This is a genomic window from Caballeronia sp. LjRoot29, from assembly GCF_964252755.1.
Taxonomy (GTDB): Bacteria; Pseudomonadota; Gammaproteobacteria; order Burkholderiales; family Burkholderiaceae; genus Caballeronia.
The window spans coordinates 160,185-184,996 of record NZ_CAXUPU020000005.1 but is presented as its reverse complement, the minus strand read 5'-3'; the positions used below and the strand labels follow the sequence as shown (position 1 = coordinate 184,996).

At 60.4% G+C, this 24,812-nt stretch carries 22 protein-coding genes; 10 read left to right on the top strand and 12 right to left on the bottom strand.

Annotated features, from left to right (window positions below; translation table 11 throughout):
- Window positions 1-72 precede the first annotated feature (72 nt).
- From gspK to gspD, 9 genes are all read right to left on the bottom strand, one after another.
- Window positions 73-1,236, bottom strand: coding sequence for a type II secretion system minor pseudopilin GspK (gspK, locus tag ACSQ83_RS08305; protein WP_436227799.1), 1,164 nt, complete (start codon window positions 1,234-1,236; stop codon window positions 73-75).
- Window positions 1,237-1,238: 2 nt separating this feature from the next.
- Window positions 1,239-1,928 carry a PulJ/GspJ family protein gene (locus tag ACSQ83_RS08300; RefSeq protein ID WP_436227798.1) on the bottom strand — a complete coding sequence of 230 codons (690 nt, stop codon included), beginning with the start codon at window positions 1,926-1,928 and terminating at the stop codon, window positions 1,239-1,241.
- Window positions 1,906-2,301 carry a type II secretion system minor pseudopilin GspI gene (gspI, locus tag ACSQ83_RS08295; protein ID WP_414947731.1) on the bottom strand — a complete coding sequence of 132 codons (396 nt, stop codon included), beginning with the start codon at window positions 2,299-2,301 and terminating at the stop codon, window positions 1,906-1,908. Before gspI ends, ACSQ83_RS08300 begins: the two co-directional genes overlap by 23 nt.
- Window positions 2,301-2,813 carry a GspH/FimT family pseudopilin gene (locus ACSQ83_RS08290; protein WP_414967606.1) on the bottom strand — a complete coding sequence of 171 codons (513 nt, stop codon included), beginning with the start codon at window positions 2,811-2,813 and terminating at the stop codon, window positions 2,301-2,303. The genes gspI and ACSQ83_RS08290 overlap by 1 nt, the downstream gene beginning before the upstream one ends.
- A 52-nt stretch (window positions 2,814-2,865) precedes the next feature.
- Window positions 2,866-3,342 (bottom strand): type II secretion system major pseudopilin GspG, encoded by a 477-nt coding sequence (gene gspG, locus ACSQ83_RS08285; protein ID WP_414947733.1) that lies wholly within the window; start codon window positions 3,340-3,342, stop codon window positions 2,866-2,868.
- A gap of 217 nt (window positions 3,343-3,559) precedes the next feature.
- A complete protein-coding gene (locus tag ACSQ83_RS08280) occupies window positions 3,560-3,973 on the bottom strand; it encodes a type II secretion system protein N (protein ID WP_414947734.1) in 414 nt (137 codons plus the stop codon).
- A gap of 13 nt (window positions 3,974-3,986) precedes the next feature.
- Window positions 3,987-5,204 (bottom strand): type II secretion system inner membrane protein GspF, encoded by a 1,218-nt coding sequence (gene gspF / locus ACSQ83_RS08275; RefSeq protein ID WP_414947735.1) that lies wholly within the window; start codon window positions 5,202-5,204, stop codon window positions 3,987-3,989.
- Window positions 5,205-5,210: 6 nt separating this feature from the next.
- The gene (gene gspE / locus ACSQ83_RS08270; protein WP_414947736.1) at window positions 5,211-6,698 is read right to left on the bottom strand and encodes a type II secretion system ATPase GspE; all 1,488 of its coding nucleotides are present in this window, start codon (window positions 6,696-6,698) and stop codon (window positions 5,211-5,213) included.
- Window positions 6,695-9,100 carry a type II secretion system secretin GspD gene (gene gspD / locus ACSQ83_RS08265; RefSeq protein WP_436227797.1) on the bottom strand — a complete coding sequence of 802 codons (2,406 nt, stop codon included), beginning with the start codon at window positions 9,098-9,100 and terminating at the stop codon, window positions 6,695-6,697. The genes gspE and gspD overlap by 4 nt, the downstream gene beginning before the upstream one ends.
- A gap of 608 nt (window positions 9,101-9,708) precedes the next feature.
- Here gspD and ACSQ83_RS08260 point away from each other — a divergent pair.
- Together ACSQ83_RS08260 and ACSQ83_RS08255 are read left to right on the top strand one after the other, a co-directional pair.
- Window positions 9,709-10,155 carry a lytic transglycosylase domain-containing protein gene (locus tag ACSQ83_RS08260; RefSeq protein ID WP_414967640.1) on the top strand — a complete coding sequence of 149 codons (447 nt, stop codon included), beginning with the start codon at window positions 9,709-9,711 and terminating at the stop codon, window positions 10,153-10,155.
- A 183-nt stretch (window positions 10,156-10,338) separates the two neighbouring features.
- Window positions 10,339-11,502, top strand: coding sequence for a GTP-binding protein (locus tag ACSQ83_RS08255; RefSeq protein WP_436227796.1), 1,164 nt, complete (start codon window positions 10,339-10,341; stop codon window positions 11,500-11,502).
- Window positions 11,503-11,587: 85 nt separating this feature from the next.
- Here ACSQ83_RS08255 and ACSQ83_RS08250 read toward each other — a convergent pair whose 3' ends face one another.
- Window positions 11,588-11,866 carry an HU family DNA-binding protein gene (locus tag ACSQ83_RS08250; protein ID WP_031364544.1) on the bottom strand — a complete coding sequence of 93 codons (279 nt, stop codon included), beginning with the start codon at window positions 11,864-11,866 and terminating at the stop codon, window positions 11,588-11,590.
- Between the two features lie 436 nt (window positions 11,867-12,302).
- Here ACSQ83_RS08250 and mnmC point away from each other — a divergent pair, with 436 nt between their 5' ends.
- The 8 genes from mnmC to ACSQ83_RS08210 all read left to right on the top strand — a co-directional run bounded on the left by mnmC (window position 12,303) and on the right by ACSQ83_RS08210 (window position 22,362).
- Window positions 12,303-14,138: a bifunctional tRNA (5-methylaminomethyl-2-thiouridine)(34)-methyltransferase MnmD/FAD-dependent 5-carboxymethylaminomethyl-2-thiouridine(34) oxidoreductase MnmC gene (gene mnmC / locus ACSQ83_RS08245; protein WP_436227795.1), complete on the top strand. Its 1,836-nt coding sequence runs from the start codon at window positions 12,303-12,305 to the stop codon at window positions 14,136-14,138.
- A 749-nt stretch (window positions 14,139-14,887) separates the two neighbouring features.
- The gene (locus ACSQ83_RS08240; protein WP_299704014.1) at window positions 14,888-16,090 is read left to right on the top strand and encodes a cation:proton antiporter; all 1,203 of its coding nucleotides are present in this window, start codon (window positions 14,888-14,890) and stop codon (window positions 16,088-16,090) included.
- Between the two features lie 163 nt (window positions 16,091-16,253).
- On the top strand, window positions 16,254-17,369 hold the full coding sequence (locus ACSQ83_RS08235; RefSeq protein WP_414947740.1) for a YbdK family carboxylate-amine ligase: 1,116 nt from the start codon (window positions 16,254-16,256) through the stop codon (window positions 17,367-17,369).
- A 695-nt stretch (window positions 17,370-18,064) separates the two neighbouring features.
- On the top strand, window positions 18,065-18,709 hold the full coding sequence (locus ACSQ83_RS08230; RefSeq protein ID WP_213765045.1) for a MarR family winged helix-turn-helix transcriptional regulator: 645 nt from the start codon (window positions 18,065-18,067) through the stop codon (window positions 18,707-18,709).
- 224 nt (window positions 18,710-18,933) lie between these two features.
- Window positions 18,934-19,653 (top strand): glutamine amidotransferase, encoded by a 720-nt coding sequence (locus ACSQ83_RS08225; RefSeq protein WP_414947741.1) that lies wholly within the window; start codon window positions 18,934-18,936, stop codon window positions 19,651-19,653.
- Between the two features lie 29 nt (window positions 19,654-19,682).
- Window positions 19,683-20,393, top strand: coding sequence for an MOSC domain-containing protein (locus ACSQ83_RS08220; RefSeq protein ID WP_436227794.1), 711 nt, complete (start codon window positions 19,683-19,685; stop codon window positions 20,391-20,393).
- A gap of 112 nt (window positions 20,394-20,505) precedes the next feature.
- Window positions 20,506-21,618 (top strand): NADH:flavin oxidoreductase/NADH oxidase, encoded by a 1,113-nt coding sequence (locus ACSQ83_RS08215; protein ID WP_414947743.1) that lies wholly within the window; start codon window positions 20,506-20,508, stop codon window positions 21,616-21,618.
- Between the two features lie 288 nt (window positions 21,619-21,906).
- Window positions 21,907-22,362, top strand: a complete 456-nt coding sequence (locus tag ACSQ83_RS08210; RefSeq protein ID WP_089162625.1) for an SET domain-containing protein — start codon at window positions 21,907-21,909, stop codon at window positions 22,360-22,362.
- 59 nt (window positions 22,363-22,421) lie between these two features.
- On the opposite strand, the gene ACSQ83_RS08205 is transcribed toward ACSQ83_RS08210, so the two are convergent.
- Window positions 22,422-23,867: a sensor histidine kinase gene (locus tag ACSQ83_RS08205; RefSeq protein ID WP_414947935.1), complete on the bottom strand. Its 1,446-nt coding sequence runs from the start codon at window positions 23,865-23,867 to the stop codon at window positions 22,422-22,424.
- A gap of 115 nt (window positions 23,868-23,982) precedes the next feature.
- Entirely contained in the window at window positions 23,983-24,672 is a 690-nt protein-coding gene (locus ACSQ83_RS08200) for a response regulator (protein ID WP_031364554.1), read from the bottom strand.
- Window positions 24,673-24,812: the final 140 nt, after the last annotated feature.

Genomic DNA, 24,812 nt, shown 5'->3' with positions numbered 1-24,812 from the left:
CTCTAGTGTTCTGTATCGAAAGTTATTTACTGTACTGCGCGTACTAGGAGATCGGTACGCATTAAAAACGCATCAAAGCTGGTCGCGTACATAGACGATACGCGTGGAATGCGTCGCCGGATCGCGATACAGCAAGGTCGTCCGGTCGACTTCCGACCGCTCGTGCTGCACGCGGCCGTGGATCAGGAAATATTTCGTGGTGACGTCCATCTGATTCGGGTCGATGTTCGTCGTTTGCGCACCCGCGCCGGTCAGCGCGAGATCCACATTGCTGACATCGTGGAAAAACACGGTCTCGCGGCGCGCGACAAACGCCTGCGCCTGCGACACCGACATGCCAGGCACCGTCGCGGCAATCACTTCGGCCGACGCGGTATTCATGTTCACCGATGTCGTGGTTGGCAGCACCGTCACGAACGGCCGCAATTTCTCCACGGCTTCCGGCGAAAAACCGGGAATATCGAGCAGCGACTCCACGTCGATCATCTGGAGCGGCGCGACTGGCGCGTTGCTGTCGGCATCGGCGAGGCCGGGGTCGTCGGTGAAATTGCCGCCGCCCGTTCCGCCACCCTGCGCGATCGCGGCCAGCGTGGAGGACGGTGTGCTGTTCGCGGCCGCGGTTGTCGATTGCGTCTGGAACCGCGTCGCCGATTGCGCCAATCCTGAGCGAATCCGCAGGGCGACGTTCTTCGCCAGCGACGCATCGAGCCCGAGCAGCGTCAGCAGCCGCTGGAACGACGCGATCTCCTGCACATTGATGATCAGCAAGCCCGGCGTGGGCGTGGAAACCAGGTTGCGCAGGTTGAACTTGGCCTGCGCGTCCTCAATCGATCCCGACAGATAAGTGGATGCGCCCTGCTGCGCCCGGACATCGCCAATCTGTCCGAGAAAGTCCGACAGCCGCGTTTTAGCGATCGGCACGCCCCACACGCCGCCGAGATAGGTGACATTCGGCGCGGAATCGGCTTCGGAACGCAGGATCAGCCGGGTCCAGTCGAGCGCGCTGCGCGAAATCCACTGTGCCTGCGCGAGCAGCCGCTGGTTCTCGATACGGCGGACCTGCACTTGCTGGCGCCACAACAAGCCCGACACGATGATCGCCGACAGCGCCACGACCAGCAGCGCGCTGATGATCGCCACGCCGCGCTGTCGCTGTTGCCGCCGCTGCTGCTGCCGCAAATGCCTGGAAGGCGTCGCTGGCCTGAGCCGTTTCGCCTGAGCCGATGAAGAATGCATGGTCATTCTCCGATCAGGAACACGCGCGTGATCGGCAGCGCCAGATTGTGCGCGCCGACCGCGACCTGAATACCCGTCACTGCGCGCGGCAACGGCTCGTTGCCGAGCTGCGGCACTTTCAGGTTGTTATCGTTCTGCGTGATTCGCGCAGCCACGTCGCCCATGCGCATCGTCCAGCCGGTTTGGGGCACATAGGCGCGCGTGGCGAAGGTCGAGACGCCGGCCATCAGCGGGATCGAGGTCCACCCATCCGAATTGTCCGACGCCGATAACGCCCGCCGCAGGTCACCCACATTTGCGACCAGCGGCGATGCAAAACGGACCACGCGGCCGCTGTCGGTCAAGCGGTAGCGCACGACCTGCAAGCGCGGCGCCACGCCTTGTGTGTAGACGCCGCGAACAATCTGCAGCGCATTCCCGCCGATAGCGACCGCAGCCTCGCCGGCTTCGTCGTCGGTGGCAGCCTGGCGGGCGTCGATGCGCATCTGGTCGAACAATTGCGCCACCACGCGTTCATCTTCCATCGCGTTCGTGATGGTCGTGCGGCCGCGCATGATCTGGTCGAGGCCACGCCACGAGAGCACCGCGATCACCGCGAGGATCGCGATGGCGACAAGCATCTCGATCAGCGTAAAGCCGTGAGCGCCACGATGGCCACGACCGCTGCGCCTAGAGCGAACGATTGGTTTCATTCGCCACCACCATGACCATTTGCGCGAGGTTGCCGGAGATTCCCGGCGACTCCACGACGACTTCCACGCGCCGGAAAATTGGATTCGGCGTGGGCGACACGCGGTCGGTACAAATCAGCTTGAGATTGCCCTGCGAGCAATCGAACGTGCGCGTTCCAATGTCCGGCCACTTATGCGTAAGACGCAATTGTGCGAGTTCGTTATCGGCGCTCCAGCCGGCCAGCAGCCGCCGGTGCAAATCCAACTCGCCGTTGGCAAGCGCGCCCACGGCGCGCAGCGACGCCGCCAGCGCCACCGCAATGATCGCCAGCGCGACGAGCACTTCGATCATGGTGAAACCACGCGTTGACCTTGGCTTTGACGGAGTCGACATCAGCGCACCTGATAACGGCCGTTGCCCGTTCCCACGATCGACACGCTCCCCGATGCCGAGATGAGCGTCACTTCCATCGGGGTATCGATAGCTTCAGTGCCGAACACCACCCGCGCCGCCGATTGATCCGTACCCACATACTGGATGGTTACGCCCGTCACGCCGCCTTCCCAGCGGCGCGGGCGCAGCAGGTCGTCGCGTAACGGCCGCCAGCCGTCTTCCGTGCGCATATCGAAGCGAAAACCGCCGTCGAGCGGCTGCCAAGCGATAGGCCGTGCCCGCACCTGCGCTTCGTCGCCCGCGGATTCGAACAGGAGCGCGAGACGCTGCGCTTCCTCATTCAGGTCCGTGCGCGGATTGCGCGTGAGCTTCACCGACGCCAGTCCCACCAGCAATCCCGCGATCACCAGCACCACCAGCATTTCCAGCAGCGTAAAACCGGCCTGCGGCCGCACCTTCGCGCGACGCGCCGCCTCGGCATCGGGTGCTGAACAGTCCGGCTTGTGCTGCATGTTCACGTCGATTAGCTTCTGTTAAAGAGCGGCAAGGAGAGGCTCAAAAAGCCTATTGCCACGAGCCGATATCGGAGTCATTACCCTCGCCGCCTGGTTTGCTGTCGGCGCCGTAGCTGAATACGTCCACCTCGCCATGCACACCCGGGTTCAGGTACTGATATTCCTTGCCCCAGGGATCCATTGGAACGCGATCCATATAACCGCCGCCTTTCCAGTTGTTCGGGATCGGTTCGGTGGTCGGCTTTTCGACCAGCGCACGCAGCCCCTGCTCCTGGGTCGGGTAACGGCCGTTATCGAGTCGATAAAGATTCAACGACTGCATGATCGAGCCAATATCCGCCTTCGCCGCCACGCGACGCGCTTCGTCCGGTCGGCTCATGATCTTCGGCACGATCAACGCGGCGAGAATGCCGAGAATCGCGATCACGACCATGATTTCGATCAGCGTAAAGCCGCGCTGGCGACGCGACTGCTGAGTACCTTGCGCCATTTGCAGCTCATAGCGGCGCTTCATCCACATTTGCATGACTTGATCTTCCTTTCCAATTGATTCGTAAAGCCCTCAGGCCCGACACGATGTTCGATGCCCATCCGCCGCCCTGATCTGGACCATGGACTATTCGTCGGAACAATCAACGGTCGCGAAGGGCAGGCAAGCATTCTATAGCTCCGGCCTGGCAGGTTTCATTTCGTAAGCGGCGCCTCGTCCGATTGGCTTGATCTCGAACGGCTTCAGCGCACATTCAGCGCACATAAATGGTTGGGCCGGGCGCATTTGGCGGCAGGAAGATTTCCGAGCGCTTGCCGCCTCTGTCGATGATGATCGAACGCGCGCGCACTTCCTTGATCGTCACGCCCTGCGTCAGCGGCCCGCCCAGCGAGATCGCTTTCGCCGGTTCGCCGCCGTAGCTGACGATCGCCGCCGCGCCGTGTTGCAGCGCGAGGATCCCGAACAGGTGCACGTCCTGGTTTTCCTGATGCTGCAACTGCCCGCCGAACAAGGTAGCCGCCTGTTCCACCGATGGCGCGCGCCCTGCCGCCGCCGCCGGCAACGGCGCGCTTTGGTGAGTCGTCAGCGTGATCACCCACCACGTCAGCGTCGCGCAAAAAATGGCGAGCGCGATAAGCGATAGCAGGCGGGTCTGGAATGCATTCATGGGATGGGCTTCTTCACTGCACCAGATTATTCAATTCGATGATCGGCAGCATCACCGCCAGCACGATCACCAGTACGACGCCGCCCATCGCCAGGATCAGCAGCGGTTCCAGCAGGCTCGTGAGAAACATCGTGCGGCGTTCAAGTTCGCGCGCTTCGCCTTCGGACGCGCGGTCGAGCATGGTGGTGACGTCGCCGGTCGCTTCGCCCGAGCGGATCAAGTGCACCAGCACGGGCGGAAACGTCCGCGTGTTACCGAGCGCGCGCGACAGCGACGTGCCTTCGCGCACCCGGATGATCGCGTCGTCGACGTTCGCGCTCATCGCGCGGTTGCTCAGCGTTTCGCCCGCGGCTTGCAGCGCGCGCAAGATCGGCACGCCCGCTGCGGTCAGGATCGCGAGCGTGCTGGCAAAACGCACGGTGTTATACCCGCGCACGAGTTTGCCGAGCAGCGGCGCGGTGAGCAGCCATCGGTCGAACGCCATGCGCGGCCCGGGCCGCGCGAGGAGACTCTTGATGATCCAGCTCAGCAACGCCACGCCGATCAACCCCGCCCACCACCAGTTCCGCACGAAGCCGGAGAGCGCCATCATCGCGATGGTGAGGAACGGCAGCGCCTGCTTCGTGCTGGCGAACACGTTCACGACTTGCGGCACCACGTAGCTCAGCAGGAACGTGACGATCCCGAAGGCAATCAGCGTGACGATCGCCGGATAGGTGAACGCGAGCACGATCTTCTGCTTCAGCGCATTGCGTTGCTCGATGTAATCCGCGAGCCGCGACAGCACCAGTCCAAGCTTGCCGGTGTGTTCCCCGGCCGCCACCAGCGCGCGATAAATTTCGGGGAAATCACGCGGATGTTCCGCCAGCGCATTGGCGAACGAATGGCCGCCGAGCACTTCGCCGCGGATCGCGGCCATCAGCTCGCGAACGTAATCGCGCTCCGATTGATCGGTCAGCACCGACAGCGTCTCGCCCAGCGGCAAACCCGCTGTCAGCAAGCTGGCGATTTGCCGCGTGAGAATGGCCTGCTCGCGTTGCGACAAGCGTTTTCCCAGCGATAACCGCTGTTTGCGCTCGCCCCGCGTGCGAGTAGCCGCCGCTTCGACCACGAGCGGCGTCAGCCCCTGCGTCCTCAGTTGGCTGCGCGCGGCACGGGCGCTGTCGGCATCGAGTACGCCTTTCTGCGACTTGCCCGCCTGATCGATTGCCTCAAAACGAAACGCCGGCATGGATGTTTAATCTCCGCCCGTCACACGCAGCACTTCTTCCAGCGACGTTGCGCCGGTCGCGAGCCACCGGTTTGCATCCTCGCGCAGCGTGCGCATGCCCTGCTCTCGGCCGGCCGCCAATATTTCGGCATCCGATGCATTTCGATGAATCAGCGCGCGCAGCGGATCGTCGAGCAGCAGCAGTTCATACACGCCGCGACGCCCCGCATAACCCGAGTGGCCGCACTTGTCGCAACCGACCGCGTGCCAATGAATGTGGCCATCTTCCGAGCTTTCTACCTTGCACACGGGGCACAACTGCCGCACCAGCCGCTGCGCCAGCACGCCGAGCAATGATGACGCGAGCAGATACGGTTCGACGCCCATATCGGTAAGACGCGTGACCGCCGATGCCGCGTCGTTCGTATGCAGCGTTGCGAGCACGAGGTGACCCGTCAGCGAAGCCTGCACCGCGATCTGCGCTGTTTCCAGATCGCGGATTTCGCCGATCATGATGATGTCGGGGTCCTGCCGCAAAATGGATCGCAACGCACGCGCGAAGGTCATGCCAATGCGCTCGTTCACCTGCGTCTGGCCAATCCCGCCGAGGTCATATTCGATCGGATCTTCCACCGTCATGATGTTGGTGGTGGCCGTTTCGAGCCGTGACATCGCGGCATAAAGCGTGGTCGTTTTACCGGAACCCGTTGGCCCGGTCACCAGCACGATGCCGTGCGGGCGGCCAATCAGCTTGTCGAAGTGAACCAGCGTGTCGCGCGCCATGCCCAGTGTTTCGAGATTCAGCCGCTGCGCATCTTTTTCCAGCAGACGCAGCACCGCGCGTTCGCCATGCCCGGTCGGCAGCGTGGACACACGCACGTCCACCGGCCTGCCGCCTACGCGCAGCGTAATGCGGCCATCCTGCGGCAGCCGTTTTTCCGCAATGTCCAACTGCGCCATGATCTTGATACGCGAGATCAGCGCGCCATGCAGCGCCTTCTTCGGGCGCACGACGTCGCGCAAGGTGCCATCGACACGAAAACGCACCACCGAAGACGTCTCGAACGGTTCGATATGAATATCCGATGCCTGCTCGCGCGCCGCTTGCGTCAGCAGCGCGTTGATCATGCGGATGATCGGCGCGTCGTCTTCCGATTCGAGCAAGTCCTCGATCTCGGGAATGTCCTGCATCAGCCGCGACAGATCGACTTCGCCTTCCACTTCACCGACGACCTGCGCCGCGCTGCCATCGTTTCGCGAGTACGCCGAATTGATTGCAGCCGAGAGTTCGGCCACCGGCAAACGCACGATCGAAAGCGCGCCGAAGTTGCGAGCGACTTCGGCGAGTGCGGCGTCGCTGGTTTTATCGCTGATCCACACTTCGATGCTGTCCGCGTGCTGGTGCGCGACCAGGATCTGCCCGGTCCGCGCGAACGCGTAAGGAATCAGCCGTGCCGCGAGCGGCGACGGCGTGCTCGTGGCGACGTTCGCGACGGACGCGCTCAGCGTATTCACGGCTTGGCTCCCGCGTCGCCGTTGAGCGGCACGCCCGGCGCCGAATTATTCGGCACAGCGTAATTATTCACGTTCGCCGGCTGCCCCTGATACTGGCCCGGCGGCTGCGCCGTCTGATATTGCTGCTGGCCTTGATACTGTCCCTGTTGACCCTGCACCTTCGGAGGCGCCACTTGCGGCAACGTGGTGCTGCCGCCGCGTGACGGCGAGCGTGTCATGTTGTCCAGGTCGAACAGGTTCTGCGACGGCACGCCGCCCTGGCTCGGGCCGATCGGCGCCGGCGGCAGAACCGGCACGTCCTTATCCTTTTCGATGCGGTTATCGGAGGTGGAGTTGTACTGTTGCTGGCGCAGATATTCGTAGCGATCGTTCGAGATTTGCGAACTGGTCGCCTGATCACGCACGATCACCGGGCGCAGGAACACCATCAGGTTCGTCTTGGTCCGCGTCTTCGCTTCGCTGCGGAACAACTGGCCGATCCACGGAATATCGCCGAGCAAAGGCACCTTGCTGTTGCTCGTCGAATACTGGTCCTGCATCAAGCCGCCGAGCACGACGATTTCGCCGTCGTCCGCCAGGATGGTCGACTGGATCGAGCGCGTGTTGATCGTCACGCCGCCGGGATTGTTGATCGTGGTGTTATCGACGCTGGAATCTTCCTGATACAGCTGGAGCTTCAGGATGCCGCCGGTCGTGATCTGCGGTTTCACGTGCAGCGTCACCCCCACGTCGCGCCGGTCGAACGTATTGAACGCGGAGACCGACGTGCCCGTATTGGCGGTCGGCGTGGCGTACGAACCGGTGACCACCGGGACGTTCTGGCCGACCACGATCTTCGCTTCCTCGTTATCCAGCGTGATGAGGTTAGGCGTGGAAAGAATGTTCGCATCCGCCGACGTCGACAGTGCCTGAAGCAAACCGCCCAGGCCGAAGAAGTTGCCGAACTTGTGCAGCAGGCCGATGTTCAGGCCTTGCGTGAGGATGTTCGTCTGGCCCGCCAGCGCCGCCGGATTGTTCGCGATCGTGGCGCCGGCTGCCGTCAAGTCGACAATGCTCGACGTACCCGAGCCCAGGTTCGTGCTGCCGTACACGCCGTTGTTGCCGCTGTTTGAAAGCAGCGCGCCTTGCCACTGAATGCCGAGATTCGCGCCGGTCGTTGCCGACAGCTCCACAATCAGCGCTTCGATATAAACCTGCGCGCGGCGGGCATCGAGCTGGTCGATCACTGCGCGCAAATTACGGTACACGGGATCCGACGCGGTAATGATCAGCGAGTTCGTGGCCGTATCGGCCTGGATCATGCCGTTGCCGGGTTGATCGCTGGAACCGCTGCTGTTGTCGTTGTTGTTACCGAAGCCGGAGTCCTTGCTCTGGCCGCCGCCGCCCATCGGATTGCTGCCCGACGACGAGCTGCTGCTGCCGAGTCCACCCGGCAGCGGCGGCAAGCCGTTGGTGCCGGTGGACGAACCAGAACCGTTCTGGCCAAACGAACTTGAGCTGCTCGACGACCCCGATCCCGATGACGACGAACTGTCACTGCCGCCCTTGCCCATCATCGCGCGCAAGGTTTTGGCGAGACGCGTGGCGTCGGCGTTGCGCAGGGCGACCACGTGCATGTTGCCCGGCTGCGTGGTAGCTGCGTCAAGGCTGCGCGCAAGCTGCCTGGCCGCGGCGAGCCGTGCGCTGCTGGAGGCTTTCAACAGCAGCGAGTTCGTGCGCGGATCGGCGGTGACGGTGACTTTCAGCGTGGCGTCGGTGCTGCCCACCGAGCCCGGATCGAGCAGCTTGTTCAGTTGCTCCGCAACGTCGAGCGCGTTTGCGTTCTTCAGCGGTACCACGGCGACTTGCCGGCCTGCTTCTGTGTCGATGCCCGCGATGATGCTCGCGATACGCCGCACGTTGTCGGCATAGTCGGTGACGACCAGCGTGTTGTTCGCCGGGTAGGCCGCGATCGTGTTGTTCGGCGAGATCAGCGGACGCAGAACCGGCAACACGTTGTTGGCCGATTCGTTGTGCAGCTCGAACACTTGCGTGATGACCTGGTCGCCTCTCGCGGTGGGCGCATTACCGACGTAAGTCGGCACGCCCTGCAGCTTCGCGTCGGCTTCAGGCACAACCTTGAGCACGCCGTGATCTTGCACGAGCGAGAAGCCCTGCATTCTCAATGCGGACTGCAGCGTTTTCAAAGCCTGATCCTCTGGCACCGGATTTTCCGATACGAGGTTCAACTGCCCTTTGACCCGGGGGTCGACGATGATCGTCTTTCCGGTCGCTGCACCGATCGCCTTCGCAACCTGATCGATATCCGCGTTGACGAAATTAAGCGTTACCTGTGCGTGCGCAATTTGCGTGGTGGCAAGACCGGCCACCAGCAAAGCCATCGCGACGCGACGCAATGCCATACGTTTTCTTCTCATGGAGTGTGATGTCTAGACCTGCTGATCACGTCGCTACAAGCCGCCGTGTCGTGCGTCTTTCGACGCTCTTAACACCATGAAGGCTTAAAACAGACGTTTCCAGGGCCGGTGCCCGGGCAATGCCATAACCCAAAAACGTGAACCATAGCAGCTTTTCATGTCAGGTTTGTCACAAAAGCACTAATCTCTGGCCGACTATCCTGAAATATCAAAGCGCCACAAATCTCCGCAAAACTTCTGATAAAAAGCGATCTGCCTTGACCCTTACTCAGCCCTTTCCATATAGGGAAGAGGTTGAATTTGTCATATTTGTTCGCTTTCGCCCGTCCAGTAGAGCGATTCGGAATTCATGCGCCTCTAAAGACAAACGCGTTCGATTTGTCTAACTTTCTGATGCCTTTCAGACTAAATGGCGTCACGCGGCTTGGCTATGTCGGATAGAGAAATTTAAAACCCCGTAGTCTGCCGGGTATGATACGAGCGCTGCGGCGCGCCGGATGCGTGGGTTTTCCCGTGTTTACCAAGCCTTACCGCGTCTTACCAAGTTTTCCGCGGACGCAGGACGCACAGTCGATCAGGTGGTACCCAACATGATGAAAATATTCTTGCGACTCTTTGCGATTGGCTTCGGCGCCTTATTGGCAGCCGCGCCCGCGCACGCCGACTGCTTCGACGAAGCCGCCAAGTATCAAAAGGTCAATCCGCTGATCCTGCGGGCGATCGCCTGGCAAGAGTCGCACAACCAGCCGGACGCAATGAACAAGAACGCGAACGGTTCCATCGACTATGGTCTGATGCAGATCAATTCCGTTCACCTGACGCAGCTCGCCCAGTATGGGATCTCGACCACCACGCTGATGCAGCCGTGCAAGTCGGTTTATATCGCCGCGTGGCATTTGCGCCAGAAGATGAACAAGTATGGCAACACGTGGCAGGCGGTGGGTGCTTACCATTCGGAAACGCCAACGCTGCGCGATCAATACTCCAGGCAGATCATCGCTATCCTCGGCAAGTGGAAGTTGCTGACGGCATCGCGCTGATTCAGGTTCGCTTCACTTCTTCTGTTTCTTCTGTATTTCATCGCACGGCGCGGCGTTCCAGCCGCGTTTGGTGCACAATTCCGCGTTCCAGCTCGCCGCTATTCGAGGCGGGTTTTCTTAAAAGCGCCACCGTTTTCAACGGCCGCTCGCGCGACTTCGCGCCCTCATTCGATGCCAAACGCGATGAATCAACCCCTGCCCGTTACCGTGCTTGCCGGTTTGCCAAGCGTAGGCAAAACCACGCTGCTCGAGCATCTGCTCGCCCATCATGCCGGCACGTCCATCGCGGTGGTTCGCGGCCGGATCGATGATCTATCGAATGAAATCAGCAGCGCCGCGGCCGAAGCGCGCTTCAATGCGATCGTGGTGGAAGCGTCCGGTACCGACGACCCGCAGCTGATCGCCGAAAGCCTGGTCTTCGATAACGACATCGCGCATCTCGACACGATCGTGACGGTTGTCGACGCGGAGAGCTTTTCGCGCGATTACGCGTCGACTGATGCGCTGAGCGAGTGCGGCCTGGCAAGCAATGAACCTAGCGATGAACAGAATGACCGCACGATCGTGGAAGTGCTGATCGCGCAAATCGAGTTCTGCGACGTGATCGTGATCAACAAGACGGATCTCGTCGATGCCGAAACGCTCGCCAAACTTCGGCGCATCCTGCATGCGCTCAATCCGCGCGCCGAGCTGATCGATGCCCTTCATGGTGCGGTCGCAGCGAGCGAATTGGTCAACGCGGATCGCTTCGACTTCGATGCAACGTCGAGCGCGCCCGGCTGGCTGGCGATGCTGAACGCCGATCCGGATGCGGCATCAGAATCCGGTGACGCCTATATCATCGGCTTTGTTTATCGTGCACGCCGGCCGTTTCATCCTGAACGGCTGTGGTCGCTCGTGCATCAGGAATGGCCGGGTGTATTGCGTTGCAAGGGCTTTTTCTGGCTGGCGACACGCAGTGATATTGGCGGCTCATTGTCGCAAGCGGGTGGCGCGCTGCGTCATGGTCCAGCGGGCATGTGGTGGGCGGCGCAGGAGCGCAGCGAATGGCCGACGGGCGATGCCGAACTCGAAGCTGAAATTGCCGCGGACTGGTACGGTGAAGCGGACGATATGACTATCGGCGACCGTCGTCAGGAACTGGCGATGATCGGAACCGATCTGGACGAATCGCATTGGCGCGCGGCTTTCGACGCCTGCCTTGTCACCGATACGGAATGGTCGCAAGCGTCGGAGGGATTGCTGGCTGACCCGTTTCCATCGTGGGAGATGGATGACCATGACCATGATGATCACCACGATCATGACCACGGCGATGATTGCGACTGCGGCGCCCACGGCCACTAGCGCGGTCACAACCGCTGAGACAGACAAAACGCGAGCGAAAAAAAACCCGCCAAAGGCGGGTTTCATACTCACAATCGGCTAGCACTTACCGCTTGTTCACTGCGTCCTTGAATGCCTTCCCAGCCGTGAACTTGACGGTCTTGGCGGCCGGAATCTTAATGGATTCGCCGGTCTTCGGGTTACGGCCGGTGCGCGCTGCGCGCTTGCCCGAACCGAAGCTTCCGAAGCCAATCAACTGCACGGCGTCACCCTTCGAGACGGCCTTCTTGACCACTTCGAGCAACGTGTCCAGCGTTTCGCCGGTTTGAGCCTTGCTGGCGCCGGTCTGAGCGGCCACGGCGTCGATCAGTTCCTGTTTATTCATTAAGGTTCCTTTATCAGTTTAGGTTGACACGAACAGCGCGAACGCGCCGATTATACGTGCGCAGGCCTTGCAGTCGAGCACTGGCGCGGGTCCAGCTCCCTGGCCCACTATTCCGGCAAACCCTCGCACCCCAGTCGCCGGGCCTCCTCCTTACTCGGCGGTTGTTATCATAACGCAGCGCAAACCCAAGCGGGACAAGGGTTTCCAAGAGTTACGCATGATCTGAGGCAAACGGAAACCCTTTCCTTTACCCTTTTCATGCAAGCAATCCTTTCGTACTGTTCATTTCAGGCTTCGTTGGTTTTTGCCAACGGTTAAGAGACGATCCGGTGTATCACGCGCTAAGCCTTACCCCTATTAGCTTTAAGGGATCGCAGCGCTTGGCCCGAGATCCACGGCGATGGTCATATCATCAGTTTGCTTTCAAACCTTTCGAATGACCCATTCCTTTTTTAGCGCAAACGTGCTTGGCGATCGCGCTCGCTGGGCCCGGCGGCGCACTTTCACGGTTCTACAAGCGGAATTCGACGCTGGGCGGCTGTTTATCGAAACATGGGCGGCTTGGCGCGCGGACCCGCAGCGCTCCGAGCGTCTGCATTTCGTCGCGGTCGGTCCGCTGGCGTCGATGAAACTCCCCGACGAACTCACTGAGCAGCCCACGCTTTTCCAGTCGCTGATCCATGGATGGCCGATGCCGGTGACCGGCCTTCACAGGCTCGAGTTTGAAAACGGGCGCGTGGTGTTGACGCTGGCCATCGGCGAAATAGAAAGCATGCTGCCGAAAATCTGGCTGCGTGCCGATGCCTTTTATCTGCAGCTATCTCACGCCGATGCGAAGCCGGCCTATATCGCCAAAGCGCTGGCACGTATCGCCGGAAATGAAGCGACGTTATGCGCCGAAGCGCATCCCCTGCTTCCCCAAGCGCTCAAAGACGCGGGCTTTATCTGCGATGAAACCCCGGACGACGCCTATGTGAAAGCGCATTTCGCTCCACGCTGGCGGGTGCGGCGTCATGAGCCGCCGCTTCCGTTAGTAATAGAGAAAGAGAACGCCTCCACACTTCAAGCGCCGCGCCATGCCATTGTCATCGGCGCTGGCCTTGCTGGATGTGCGATCACCGAGCGCCTTGCATCGCGTGGATGGCGAGTCAGCCTGATCGAGCGCCACGACAATCTCGCCCGCGATGCGTCCGGCAACCCGGCGGGCGTCTTTCACCCAATCGTCTGGCGCGACGACAGCATCGCTGCCCGCCTGACACGCACTGGATTTCTCTACGCGTTGCATCGATGGTCCGAACTCGAGCGCGCCGGTCACACCTTGGAACGCAGCGACCAGGGCTTGCTGCAAATTGCAGATTCCATCGACGATGCGCGCGCAATCGCTTCCGCGATCAAGCGATTCGGCTTGCCGCCGTCGTATGTCATCGCCGTCGATGAACGCGAAGCTTCTCGGTTGGCGGGCCAACCCGTCGCACGTCCCGGATGGTTTTTCCCTCACGGCGGCTGGATTTCCCCCGCCGCGATATGCGCCGCGCAATGCAAGGTTGCGGGAGATTTGCTAAACACGCGTTTTGGGACGGAAGTTGCGCGTATCGATCGGGAAGACGGCATGTGGACCGCCTTCGACGCAGCCGGCCACGTCTTGGCCCAAGCCCCCGTCCTGATCCTTGCCAATGCCGGCGATGCACAGCGCCTCGCCGGGCTTCACGGCGTGCCGACGCGCGGTGTGCGCGGCCAGCTGACGCTATTGGAGTCGAGCCCGCTCGATGGCTTGCGCGTACCCATCGTTGGTGATGGCTACGCCGTGCCGCTCGGTGCGCATCGCACGCTGACGGGCGCGACCTACGATATCGACGACATCAACACGCAGATTCAGGCGGCCGGTCACATCGAAAACCTGGAACGTGTTTCGATGATGCTCCCCGCGCTGGTCGGGTTTGCCCCTCAAGCGCAAACACTGGAAGGTCGTGTGGCGTTTCGGTCGGTGACGATTGATCGCATGCCCATGATCGGCGCCCTCGCCGATGAAACCGCCGCGCGCGCCGACGCCAGCCGCCTTTCCGGCGCATGGCCGCTCGATCTGCCGCGCACGCCCGGCTTGTACGGCGCATTTGCTTTCGGTTCGCGCGGTTTGGTGTGGTCGGCGCTCGCCGCCGAACTGATCACGGCGCAAATCGAGGGCGAACCATGGCCGGTCGAGCGTGAACTAGCCGATGCAATCGATCCCGCACGCTTCCTTCTGCGAGCGTTAAGACAAGGCGAATTCAGTTAAAACGTCCGGCTGACAAGCTATCCACTGAAGCCTGTGGATAACGCGTCGAATTTCGCGCAAATGACCTGTGTACTCGCTGTGGGCGTAAACGGGACAACTCGATCACGCCGCAAATCCGGCCAAAGTTGTTCCGGGTTCACCCTCCGGCGCCCACACGTTCACGCTCTGCTTATGCGCCCTTCAAGCTTTTGTAAACATTGATGAAAACAGAGTTATCCACAGAAATCGGCCGGCCTTGTTAACTACTACTACGTATATATAAACAAAACTTGTAAACCTTAAAACAAGCGTCATCGGCAGCACTCAAAGTGGAAAAACCACGTTATCGCGGACGAACCGACGTGAAGATCCAACCCGCTAAAAGGTAGATTTTTCCTCGTACCGACACGCTAAAACTCATTGTTACCGCTTGGTCTCAACGGCTGTGGGGATTGAACAGGCGCAGCCAGGAGCTATGGCACAATCGCCGTTCTTTCGTTTGGCCGCCTTGCCGGCTTATCGCTTCAAACCGTGCTTTGCACCCGCGCGTGGATTGAAAAAAACGCTGTGCTCCCTTGTCTCGCCGGCAATGGGCCGACTGGCCAGGCAGCGAATCAGCTGTCAATGGGCCGCCGTGTCCCAACGCGACTTGACGGAGCCTGAAGAATGATCCGGCCACGAACCTTTCCGGCAACGCGCACCATTGCCGCGCACTATCTGTCTGTCATTCACTGTCTATCCGCACTAGCTGCGAAGGAGAAGTCCTCACGATGAAGTCGGCCTTTTCATTTTTACCGGTTTGGCCACTCACACCCGACGCCATTTTCTGGGCTGGCTTGGCGCTGGTCGCTGCGGGTCTATGCGGTGAACTGCTCTGGCGTGCATGGCGTTTGCCGCGGATCACGGGCTACGCAATCATTGGCCTGATTGCAGGCAACGCAGGTTTTGGTGTAATCGATGTCAGCTCGGCCGGAATTTCACGGCCTTTACTCGATGTGGCGCTCGGGCTGCTCCTGTTCGAACTCGGCAGCCGGCTCGACCTGCGATGGATTCGCCGCAATCCCTATCTGATCTTGTCGAGCATTGCTGAAAGCACGCTCACATTCGGCTTCGTCCTGATCGCGCTGACGCTGTGCAAAGTGCCGACGATGCCGTCAGTGGTGATTGCCGCGATCGCCATGGCAACGTCGCCGGCGATGGTGATTCAACTGCGTACCGAACTACGCGCCGAAGGCCAAGTCACACAACGACTGCTTACGCTGACCGCGCTCAACAGCATGTATGCGGTGATCGTGGAAAAACTCGCGGCCGGCGTGCTGCATCAGGAAATCTACGGCAATACGCTCGCGACGATCGTCCAGCCGCTTTATCTGTTGCTCGGTTCGCTCGTGCTGGCGCTGCTCCTGGCGCTGGCTTGCAATCTGCTGTATCGAAGGCTGAATACCAACGACGAGCACTCGTTCGTCGCGCTGTTCGGTCTCGTGCTGCTCGCGATTGCGATCGCACATGTGTTCAAGCTGTCGACCATTCTTGCGTTACTGGCGGCTGGCATCATCGTGAAGAATTCGAATGAGCGGCCGCAATTGTGGCCGACGCATTTCGGGACGGCAGGCTGGTTGCTGACGGTGATCTTGTTTGCGTTAACGCTGACATCGTTTGAATGGCGCGATATCGCGCTGGGCGGACTGGCTGCGCTGGCGCTGATCGTGGCGCGGTTCATCGGCAAGCTGGCCGGTGTGCTGATCTTTGCAAAACCGAGCGGTCTGAACTGGAAACAGGGCGCGGCGCTCGGGGTGTCGTTGACGCCAATGTCCGCGCTTGCGTATCTGCTCGTCGACGATATGTACGTGCTGTATCCCGACTACGATCCCACGCTGCGGGCAATCGTGATGTGCTCGATCGTCGTGCTGCAAATTGTTACGCCGTTCCTCGTGTATCGAAGTTTGTCGGCGATCGGCGAACGCCGCGAGTAGCGTTTCAACCCGTCTTTTTTCTCGTTTTCATCGGGTCGCCGGGCGGGTCATCGAGCCGGTCATTGGAGCGCTTGAGCGTGCTTTGAAGCTGCTGAGCTACCCGGCGCTTCGTGCCGATAAGCTCGCCCGCTGGCGACCCAGGCTTTGTCAATCAAGAGGCACCATGTCACTCGAACCTTTCATCAACTCGGAGCCGTTCACCTTTGGCGTCGAACTCGAGATCCAGGTCGTCAACACGCACGACTACGACCTGACCAAGGCCGCCTCCGATCTCATGCGGCTCGTCAAGGACGAAAAGATCCCCGGCAGCATCACGCCGGAGATCACCGAAAGCATGATCGAGTTGTCCACCGGCATCTGTACGACGCATGAACAGGCTGTAACGGACCTCCGCGCCATCCGCGACACCCTGGTGTCCGCTGCTGACCACCTCAACGTCGGGCTGTGTGGCGGTGGCACACACGCCTTCCAGCAGTGGAGCGATCGCCAGATCTTCGATACACCGCGCTTTCAGTATCTTTCCGAGCTCTACGGGTACCTCGCGAAGCAGTTCACGGTATTCGGCCAGCACGTGCACATTGGCTGCCCGGACCCGGACAGCGCGTTGTTCCTGCTGCATTCCATGTCGCGTTTCATTCCGCACTTCATCGCGTTGTCGGCTTCGTCGCCGTACGTGCAAGGCGTGGATACCGGCTTTCATTCCGCGCGCCTCAATTCGGTCTTTGCATTTCCGTTATCCGGCCGCGCGCCGTTCACGCTCACGTGGGACAGCTTCGAGGAATATTTCTCGAAGATGGTCAGCACCGGCGTGGTCAACAGCATGAAAGATTTTTACTGGGACATCCGGCCAAAACCAGGTTTTGGGACGATTGAAGTCCGGGTGATGGACACGCCGCTGTCAGTCGATCGCGCAGCGGCCATTGCTTGCTACATCCAGACGCTCGCGCGCTACCTGCTGCTCGACAAGCCCTTGACGCTGAAAGAGGACGACTATCTCGTCTACACGTTCAACCGGTTCGAGGCTTGCCGTTTTGGGCTGGAAGGCAGTTGCATCGATCCTCAGACGGGCGAGCGCCGCACGATTGCGGAAGACATCCTCGCGACGCTCGACATCATCGCGCCGCATGCCGACGCGCTCGGTTCGAACGAAGCGCTGCGTCAGGTCGGCGATATCGCCCGTAGCAACATGAACGACGCTACCTGGTTACGCGGTGTTTTCGACCGCGAGCGCTCACTGCATGAAGCGGTTCGTCAGCAGTGCCTGCAGTGGCGCGAGTGACGGATCGGCCTTGGCTTCATTGGTTCGACCGCCAGCAAAAAAATAAACCTGCTTCCCCGGCAGGTTTATTTTTGTCATTTTCTTTCAGACCGATGCCGATAACATGTCTCTAAGGTTTACTGTCATGAGTTCGTATACATACGTAATAGTAGTTAACAAGCAGCGAGCAATTCTGTGGACAACCGATAAAATCTCCACAAACTCAACAGTTTGGAGTGCGCATAACTTCGGTGCGGAGCCTTGCATCGAAAGGGTCAACGCGGGATAACAATCGGGTGCTTTTGCACACTTGGGGGGTTATCAAGAATCGGCGCACATCGAATAATGTGGTTATCCACTGCGTTGTCCACACTGTTTTGTGAATAACTAAGGTGTACGTTTGGTTCCAGTCGCTTAGAATGTCGGTTTTACCGGCAGGGAGATGCAACGCCGGTGAAACAAACGAAGCGCTCGACGGTCTAGAACAGGCGCCACGGAAAAACGTAGATGTCCTTATCCGGACGACGAACTAGCTGCATCGGTTTGATCGCCCGAATTTTGAGACGGTAGTTGATACGAAAGGATTCGCCGGTCGGATAAGTCGGCGATTGAGCCAGCAGCGGTTTGGGTAAAACGAGCGGGGTCTGACGTTTTGCCGGTTTTCAAGCCGTTGCCGAACCATCAGATAAGCATCAAGAAAGACGAAGCGAACGACTATGAGCGAAGGCGTATACGGAGAGCAGGCCACAGGGCGGGTGACCCATGGCTTACTGCGGTTGAGCACGGCGATGCGTAGCCAGGCATGGGAATGGGCTGAGGGTGCGGGCTTGACGCCGACCCAGGGCGAAATTCTCGTGCTGCTGATGCAGCGGCGCGGTCCAATGCGGCTTGGCGAGATCGCACGGGAAACGGCGTTGACCGCCGCGACCACCAGCGATGCCGTCAGCACACTGGAAGGCAAGGGTCTGGTCGAAAAGCGCCGTGCGCTGGACGACGGGCGCGCGCTGGCTGTACGCCTGACCGCACGCGGAAAGACGGCGGCCAAGAAGGCGCTGGTATGGCCGGAGTTCTTGTCGAAGGCAGTCGGCACGTTGAAGGTCGATGAGCAATCACAGCTTTATCGCAGCTTGCTCAAGACCATTCGGCAACTGGAAGTGGTGCAGCAGATTCCGCCGCACCGCATGTGCCTGAGCTGCACGCATCTCGAAGCGAGCAAGAACCCGAAGAAGACGCCGCATCACTGCGCGTTGCTGAACATCGACATGGCCGATACTGACCTGCGCCTCGATTGTTCAGTATACGAAGAAGGCGATCTCGCCAAGCAGAAGAAGAACTGGAAGATCTTCGCGCAAGTCGCGTAAGCGGCGCTGCCTGAAGCTTCACGTTTCGCTTCACGTCTCTCTTCGCTGTCCGAGTTTCGCGCCTTGAGCGCGAAGCTCGGCGCTGTCGGTTAGACTTGGCTGACGGGCTATTCGAGCCGCGCGCCCGTTGGCGGTGCGCTGATCGACCGTGCCTCTCCTTTGTGTGCGCCGCCTGATGCCGCGTGCGCCGATCTCAGCTTGCCGGCTCTCTTGGGTGATCGCCGATGAAACGTGAAGTCCTGGCGATACGCCACGTCTATTTCGAAGATCTCGGCAGCCTGGAACTAGTGCTGGGCGACCGTGGTCAACTGGTGCGTTATCTCGACGTGGGCCGCGCTCGAATTGACGCTCCCGATCCGCTCGATACTTCCCTGATGGTCGTCCTCGGCGGCCCGATCGGCGCTTATGATGACGCGCTGTTTCCCCATCTGAATCCATTGCTCGCCATGCTGGAAAAGCGCATTGCGGCGGGCCTGCCGACTATCGGTATCTGCCTGGGTGCGCAATTGATTGCCCGCGCGCTGGGGGCGAAGGTTTATCCGGCGGCGCAAAAAGAACTCGGCTGGAAAGCGCTGACGCTGACCAACGCGGGAAGGGCTTCCGCTCTACGGCATTTCGAAGCCGAAGGTCAGTCGACGCCGGTGCTCCATTGGCATGGAGATACCTTCGATCTTCCCGATGGCGCCACGCTGCTTGCATCGACGGATCTCTGTGAAAATCAGGCCTTCAGCTGGGGCGAGCACGTCCTGGGTTTGCAATGCCATCCTGAAGTGCTCGTCGACCGTTTTGAAAGCTGGCTGGTGGCGTACCCGGGCGAAGTGGCGGAAAGCGGTACTACGGTGACTGCTTTACGCGCCGATACCGCCCGGCACGGCCCAGCGCTCGAACGCGCCGCGCGCAAGATGTTTGGCGAATGGCTGGACCGTTTCGAAACAGCCAAATAAAGACTTAGACGAACTGAAGGTAGTGCACCATGAATCCTGTGATTGACGCCGTGCTTGCCGGAGAAGTTGCGCCGCTCGGCACGCAAGGCAAATACAGCGCGATTCACAAAGTGCCGCTGGCGTCGCGTGTTCGCGTGGGCGAAACCGGGCTGGAAGGTGACCACCAGTACGAGCGCAAACATCACGGCGGTCCCGAGAAAGCACTGCATCACTATAGCCGCGACCACTACGCCGTCTGGCGTGACGAATGGCCGGCATCGTCTACGGGGTTGACTCGTTTTAATGCACCCGGCGCATTTGGTGAAAATATCTCGACGCACGGTTTGAATGAAGCAGATGTATGCGTCGGCGATGTGTTTCGTCTTGGCACCGTGATCGTGCAGGTGTCGCAGCCGCGCCAGCCGTGCTGGAAACTCAATCTCCATTTTTCCCGCCATGACATGTCTCGACGCGTGCAGGACACGCGTCGTACGGGTTGGTATTACCGCGTGCTTGAACCCGGCGAAACCGGTGCCGGCGATGTCCTGGAACGGCTCGCGCGGCCGCATCCCGAATGGACGATCGAACGATTGCTGCGGGTGTTTTACATTGATCGGGATGATCGCCCGGCGCTGGAACAAATGGCTGGGCTCGCGGCACTCACGCCATCGTGGCGAAGCACGGCGGCAAAGCGGCTCGATACCGGCAAGGTTGAATCATGGGCGATGAGATTGAATACGCCTGCAAGCCAGATGAAATAAGGGGCGAGGGCGCCGGCGTTATTTGTCCGGGCGACCGGGCTTGCTGTCAGCACGGAAAAAACCGAAGTGCTATTCTAATTCGCCCCCTTTCCCTTCCTTCGGAAACTCCCCCATGAGCGCTCTGTTTTCGCCTTTCACGCTGCGAGGCGTGACGCTTCCGAACCGCATCGTGGTCTCGCCGATGTGCCAATACTCAGCCGTTCGCGGCGAAGCCACCGCGTGGCACATGATCCACCTCGGACACCTCGCGCTCTCCGGCGCCGGCATGCTCTGTCTCGAAGCAACGTCGGTCGAGCCTGATGGCCGTATCACGCCGGGCGATCTCGGACTTTGGGACGACGTGACTGAAGCCGCGCTCAAGCCGGTCATCGACGCGATCCGGCAATATTCGCCTATCGCCATCACGATGCAGATCAGCCACGCTGGCCGGAAAGCATCGAGTGCGGCACCTTGGGAAGGCGGTCAGTTGATCGAGGTTTCGAACGGGGGCTGGTTACCTTCGGCACCGTCGGCGATTCCCCACAAGGAAGGCGAAACGCCGCCTCTCGCACTCGATGCCGCCGGCCTGATCCGTATCCGCGATGCCTTCGTGGCGACGGCAAAACGTGCCGCGCGCCTTGGAATGGATGCGCTTGAAGTGCATGCGGCCCACGGTTATCTGCTGCACCAGTTCCTCTCGCCGCTTGCCAACCAGCGCACCGATGAATACGGCGGTTCACTCGAAAATCGCATGCGTTTTCCGCTCGAAGTCTTCGACGCGGTGCGTGCCGCTTTTCCCGCCGATAAACCCGTCGGCCTGCGTGTGTCGGCATCGGATTGGGTGGAGGGCGGATGGGATCTCGAGCAGACCATTGTGTTCGTGAAGGAGTTGCAGAAACACAAGGTTGACTGGATCGATGTGTCGTCGGGCGGTGTATCGCCGTTGCAAAAGATTCCCTTGTCGCCGGGATATCAACTGCCGTTCGCAAAAGCCATCAAGGAAGCCACGGGCGTGAACACCATGGGCGTGGGTCTGATCACCGATCCGCAGCATGCCGAAGAAATTATTGAGTCGGGCGAGGCGGATCTCGTCGCGTTGGCACGCGCGCTGCTCTACAATCCGCGCTGGCCGTGGCACGCGGCCGCGCAACTGGGTGCGACCGTCGTAGCGCCGCCGCAATACTGGCGCTCGCAGCCGCGCGAACAGAAGGCGTTGTTCGGCGATATCTCGTTCGGTCAGCGCTGAAACGCGCAGCTTGAATTTATGGAGCGGTTGAATTCGTGCGCGGCTAACGTGTACGATGCCGTTGTTTGCCTGTATGGTTTGAACTTCACACGTGCAGCAGATGAAGCACACGAAGTACCGAAACAATCAGTGCATTGAGAAAGACAGCAACGCGGCGGCGCCTCGCATTCAGGCCGCCGCGTTTTTTTAAGCCACGTTCCGGTTTGTCACCGTTCGCGTGAAACCGGGACGGTGGCGAAGTTGAAGCGTCTGCTAAGCCAAACCGATTCGTTTTAAAGGATTCGTTCGATGAGTTCACGGAGGGTCGCCGTCCGCCGTTCGGGCATACACGGCAAGGGCGTGTTCGCCGCGATGCCGCTCGCCAAGGGCGAACGGATTATCGAGTACAAAGGCGAACGCATTTCGTGGAAAGAGGCGTTGCGCCGTCATCCCCACAACCCTGACGAGCCGAACCATACGTTCTATTTCGCGCTCGAAAACGGCAAGGTGATCGACGGCAAGGTCGACGGCAACAGCGCACGCTACATCAACCATTCGTGCGCGCCGAATTGCGAAGCGGAAGAGAAGGAAGGGCGTGTGTTCATTCACGCGCTGCGTGCGATCAAGGAAGATGAAGAGCTGTACTACGACTACGGTCTCGTCATCGACGGTCGCATTACCAAGAAGCTCAAGAAGGAATACGAGTGCCGCTGCGGAGCCAAGAAGTGCCGCGGCACCATGCTGGCATTGAAGAAGAAAAAGTAGGAATTTGCAGAAGGTGTCAGCTTAAAAAACGCCACGGCCCAAACTGCCGTGGCGTTTTTTCATGCCGTTTTCAAAGGCATCCGCACGATGAAACGCGCACCGCCTTCGGGCGCTGGAGCGTCTTCATAATGCACGCTGCCGTTATGGAGGACCATGATGTCGTGGACGATCGCAAGACCCAGTCCGGCGCCACCTTCCACGCCGTGGCCATCGCCGCGAAAGAAGCGCTTGAATAGATCCGGCTGCTGTTCCAGCGGCACGCCTGGACCGTTGTCTTCCACCACGATTTCGCCCATCTTCCGGCCGGTTTCGTCGATAGTCTGCGTCACCGTAACAGTCACCAGCGCGCCTTCGGCACGGGAAGTGGGGACGTATTTCAGCGCGTTATCGATCAGATTGCCAATCACCTCACGCACCAGCACGAGATTGCCGCGCACGAGCAGGGGATGCTCGTTATCAGGGTCATCGAGACGCTGGAAGCCCATGTCGATACCCACGGCCAGCGCGCGCGGCACCCATTCGGCGCCGGTTTCAAACGCGAGATTGGCGTAATCGAAGTCAATGAAACGCGCGGCCTGTTCGCCCGGTTCGGCGCGTGCGAGCGAGAGCAGCTGGTTCGACAAGCGCACGGCCCGATCCGCCGAGGCCCGCAGCTCCTTGACCGCTTCCAGCACCTTGGCCGGATCCTTGGCGCTCGCCGCCTGCTCGGCGTGCAGCTTCACGGCGGTGAGCGGCGTACGCAACTGGTGCGCCGCGTCGGCGATAAATTTGCGCTGTCCGTCCAGCGCCGTTTTCAGGCGGTCGAGGAGGGCGTTCATCGCGCTCGTCAGAGGTCGAATTTCGATGGGAACGAACGATTCATCGACCGGTTCGAGCGACGTGTGCGTCTGCCGGTTGAGGGTATCGGCGAGATCGGTCAGCGGGTTGAGCTGCTGGTTCACCACGCGCCACACGATCACCCAGCCCGCCAGCAGCAGGAGCAGCAGCGGCATCATGATGGCGACCATGAACTCGACCGCTATTCGATACCGCGAGCCCACGCGCTGCGCCACTTCCACCACGATCGGATTGCCGTGCAACTGGTCGACGCGCACCTGTGCCGCACGCACGCTCGTGCCCTGGTAGTTCGTTTCGAAGACGTATGCGTAGTGGATCCGGCGCACGTTCGTGCCGGTCAACGGCAGATCGCGTTCGCCGGCGATCTCGGTATCGCCGTCGCTGATCCGGTAGATCAGTTGTTCGATAGGATCCGAAAACATCGCGCGGGCAAGCGGCGGCACCGTGAGCGGTGCATCGACGCCTGCTAGCTGGATTTGCTTGGAGATAGCCGTGGCGAGGTCGGCCAGCGAGCGGTCGACTACGTGCTGCGTGTATTGCCACGCAAGCCAGTACGCCATCAATCCGCTCATCAACGCAAGCAGCGACAGCGGCGCGGCCAGGCGGCGCAACAGCGAGCGCCGCAGACTGGGCGGCACGCGTGCAGACGTGGTTGTCGAGCGCGCCAGATGCAGCCAGTCGGCGCGGTCGAAACGTTCGTCAAGCGTGCGCCGGGGTGGGAATCGCAAGGTGCTGGTTACCGCTCGTCAGGCTGGTTACTTGATTACGCCATCGACAAACCGCTTACGCGGCTGTCTGCCGGATTTCCTGCAGCAGGTAGCCGAACCCTCGCACCGTCACGATTTCCACGCGGCAGTTTTCGAGTTTTTTGCGAACCCGGTGCACGTAGACTTCAATGGCGGTGTCGCCAAGATCGCCGCCGAAGTGCGTCAGGTGATCCTGCAATTGCGCCTTGCTGACCACGCGGCCGTGGCGCAGCAACAGCATTTCGAGCACAGCGAATTCACGCGGCGACAGTTCAAGGGGCTTTTCGTCGTTGAAAATGCGGCGATCCACACCCGACAGACGCAATCCGCCCAGCGATACTTCCGGACGCGGGACGTCGCCATGCGGGCCGCTGCGGCGCATCACGGCGCGAATGCGCGCTTCGAGTTCGGCGGGTTCAAACGGCTTGAGCATGTAGTCGTCGGCGCCGCTATTCAGGCCCTGGACGCGGTCATGCAGTTCGTCGCGTGCGGTCAGGATAATCACTGGCGTGTGGCGATTGCCCTGGCGGAAACGCGACAGCAGCGTCATGCCGTCGATACCCGGCAAGCCGAGATCGAGAATCACCAGTTCATGGCGATTTTGCGTGAGCGCTTGCTCCGCGAAAATGCCGTCGTGGACCATATCGACGGTAAAGCCGGCTTGTTCAAGGCTACTTTGAATGCCGCGCGCGATGGGGCGGTCATCTTCGATCAGAAGGATTCGCATGGAAGTCGCTCTTATACGATGAATTGGGCTCGATTGCATGCCGCGGCCGCCAGCCGGAATTGCTCACCTTTCTATACCGCGGCGCCGTCCGAGTTATATCAGCAATCTTTTTACGCCAAACGCTGCACCGCGCCTTGCTG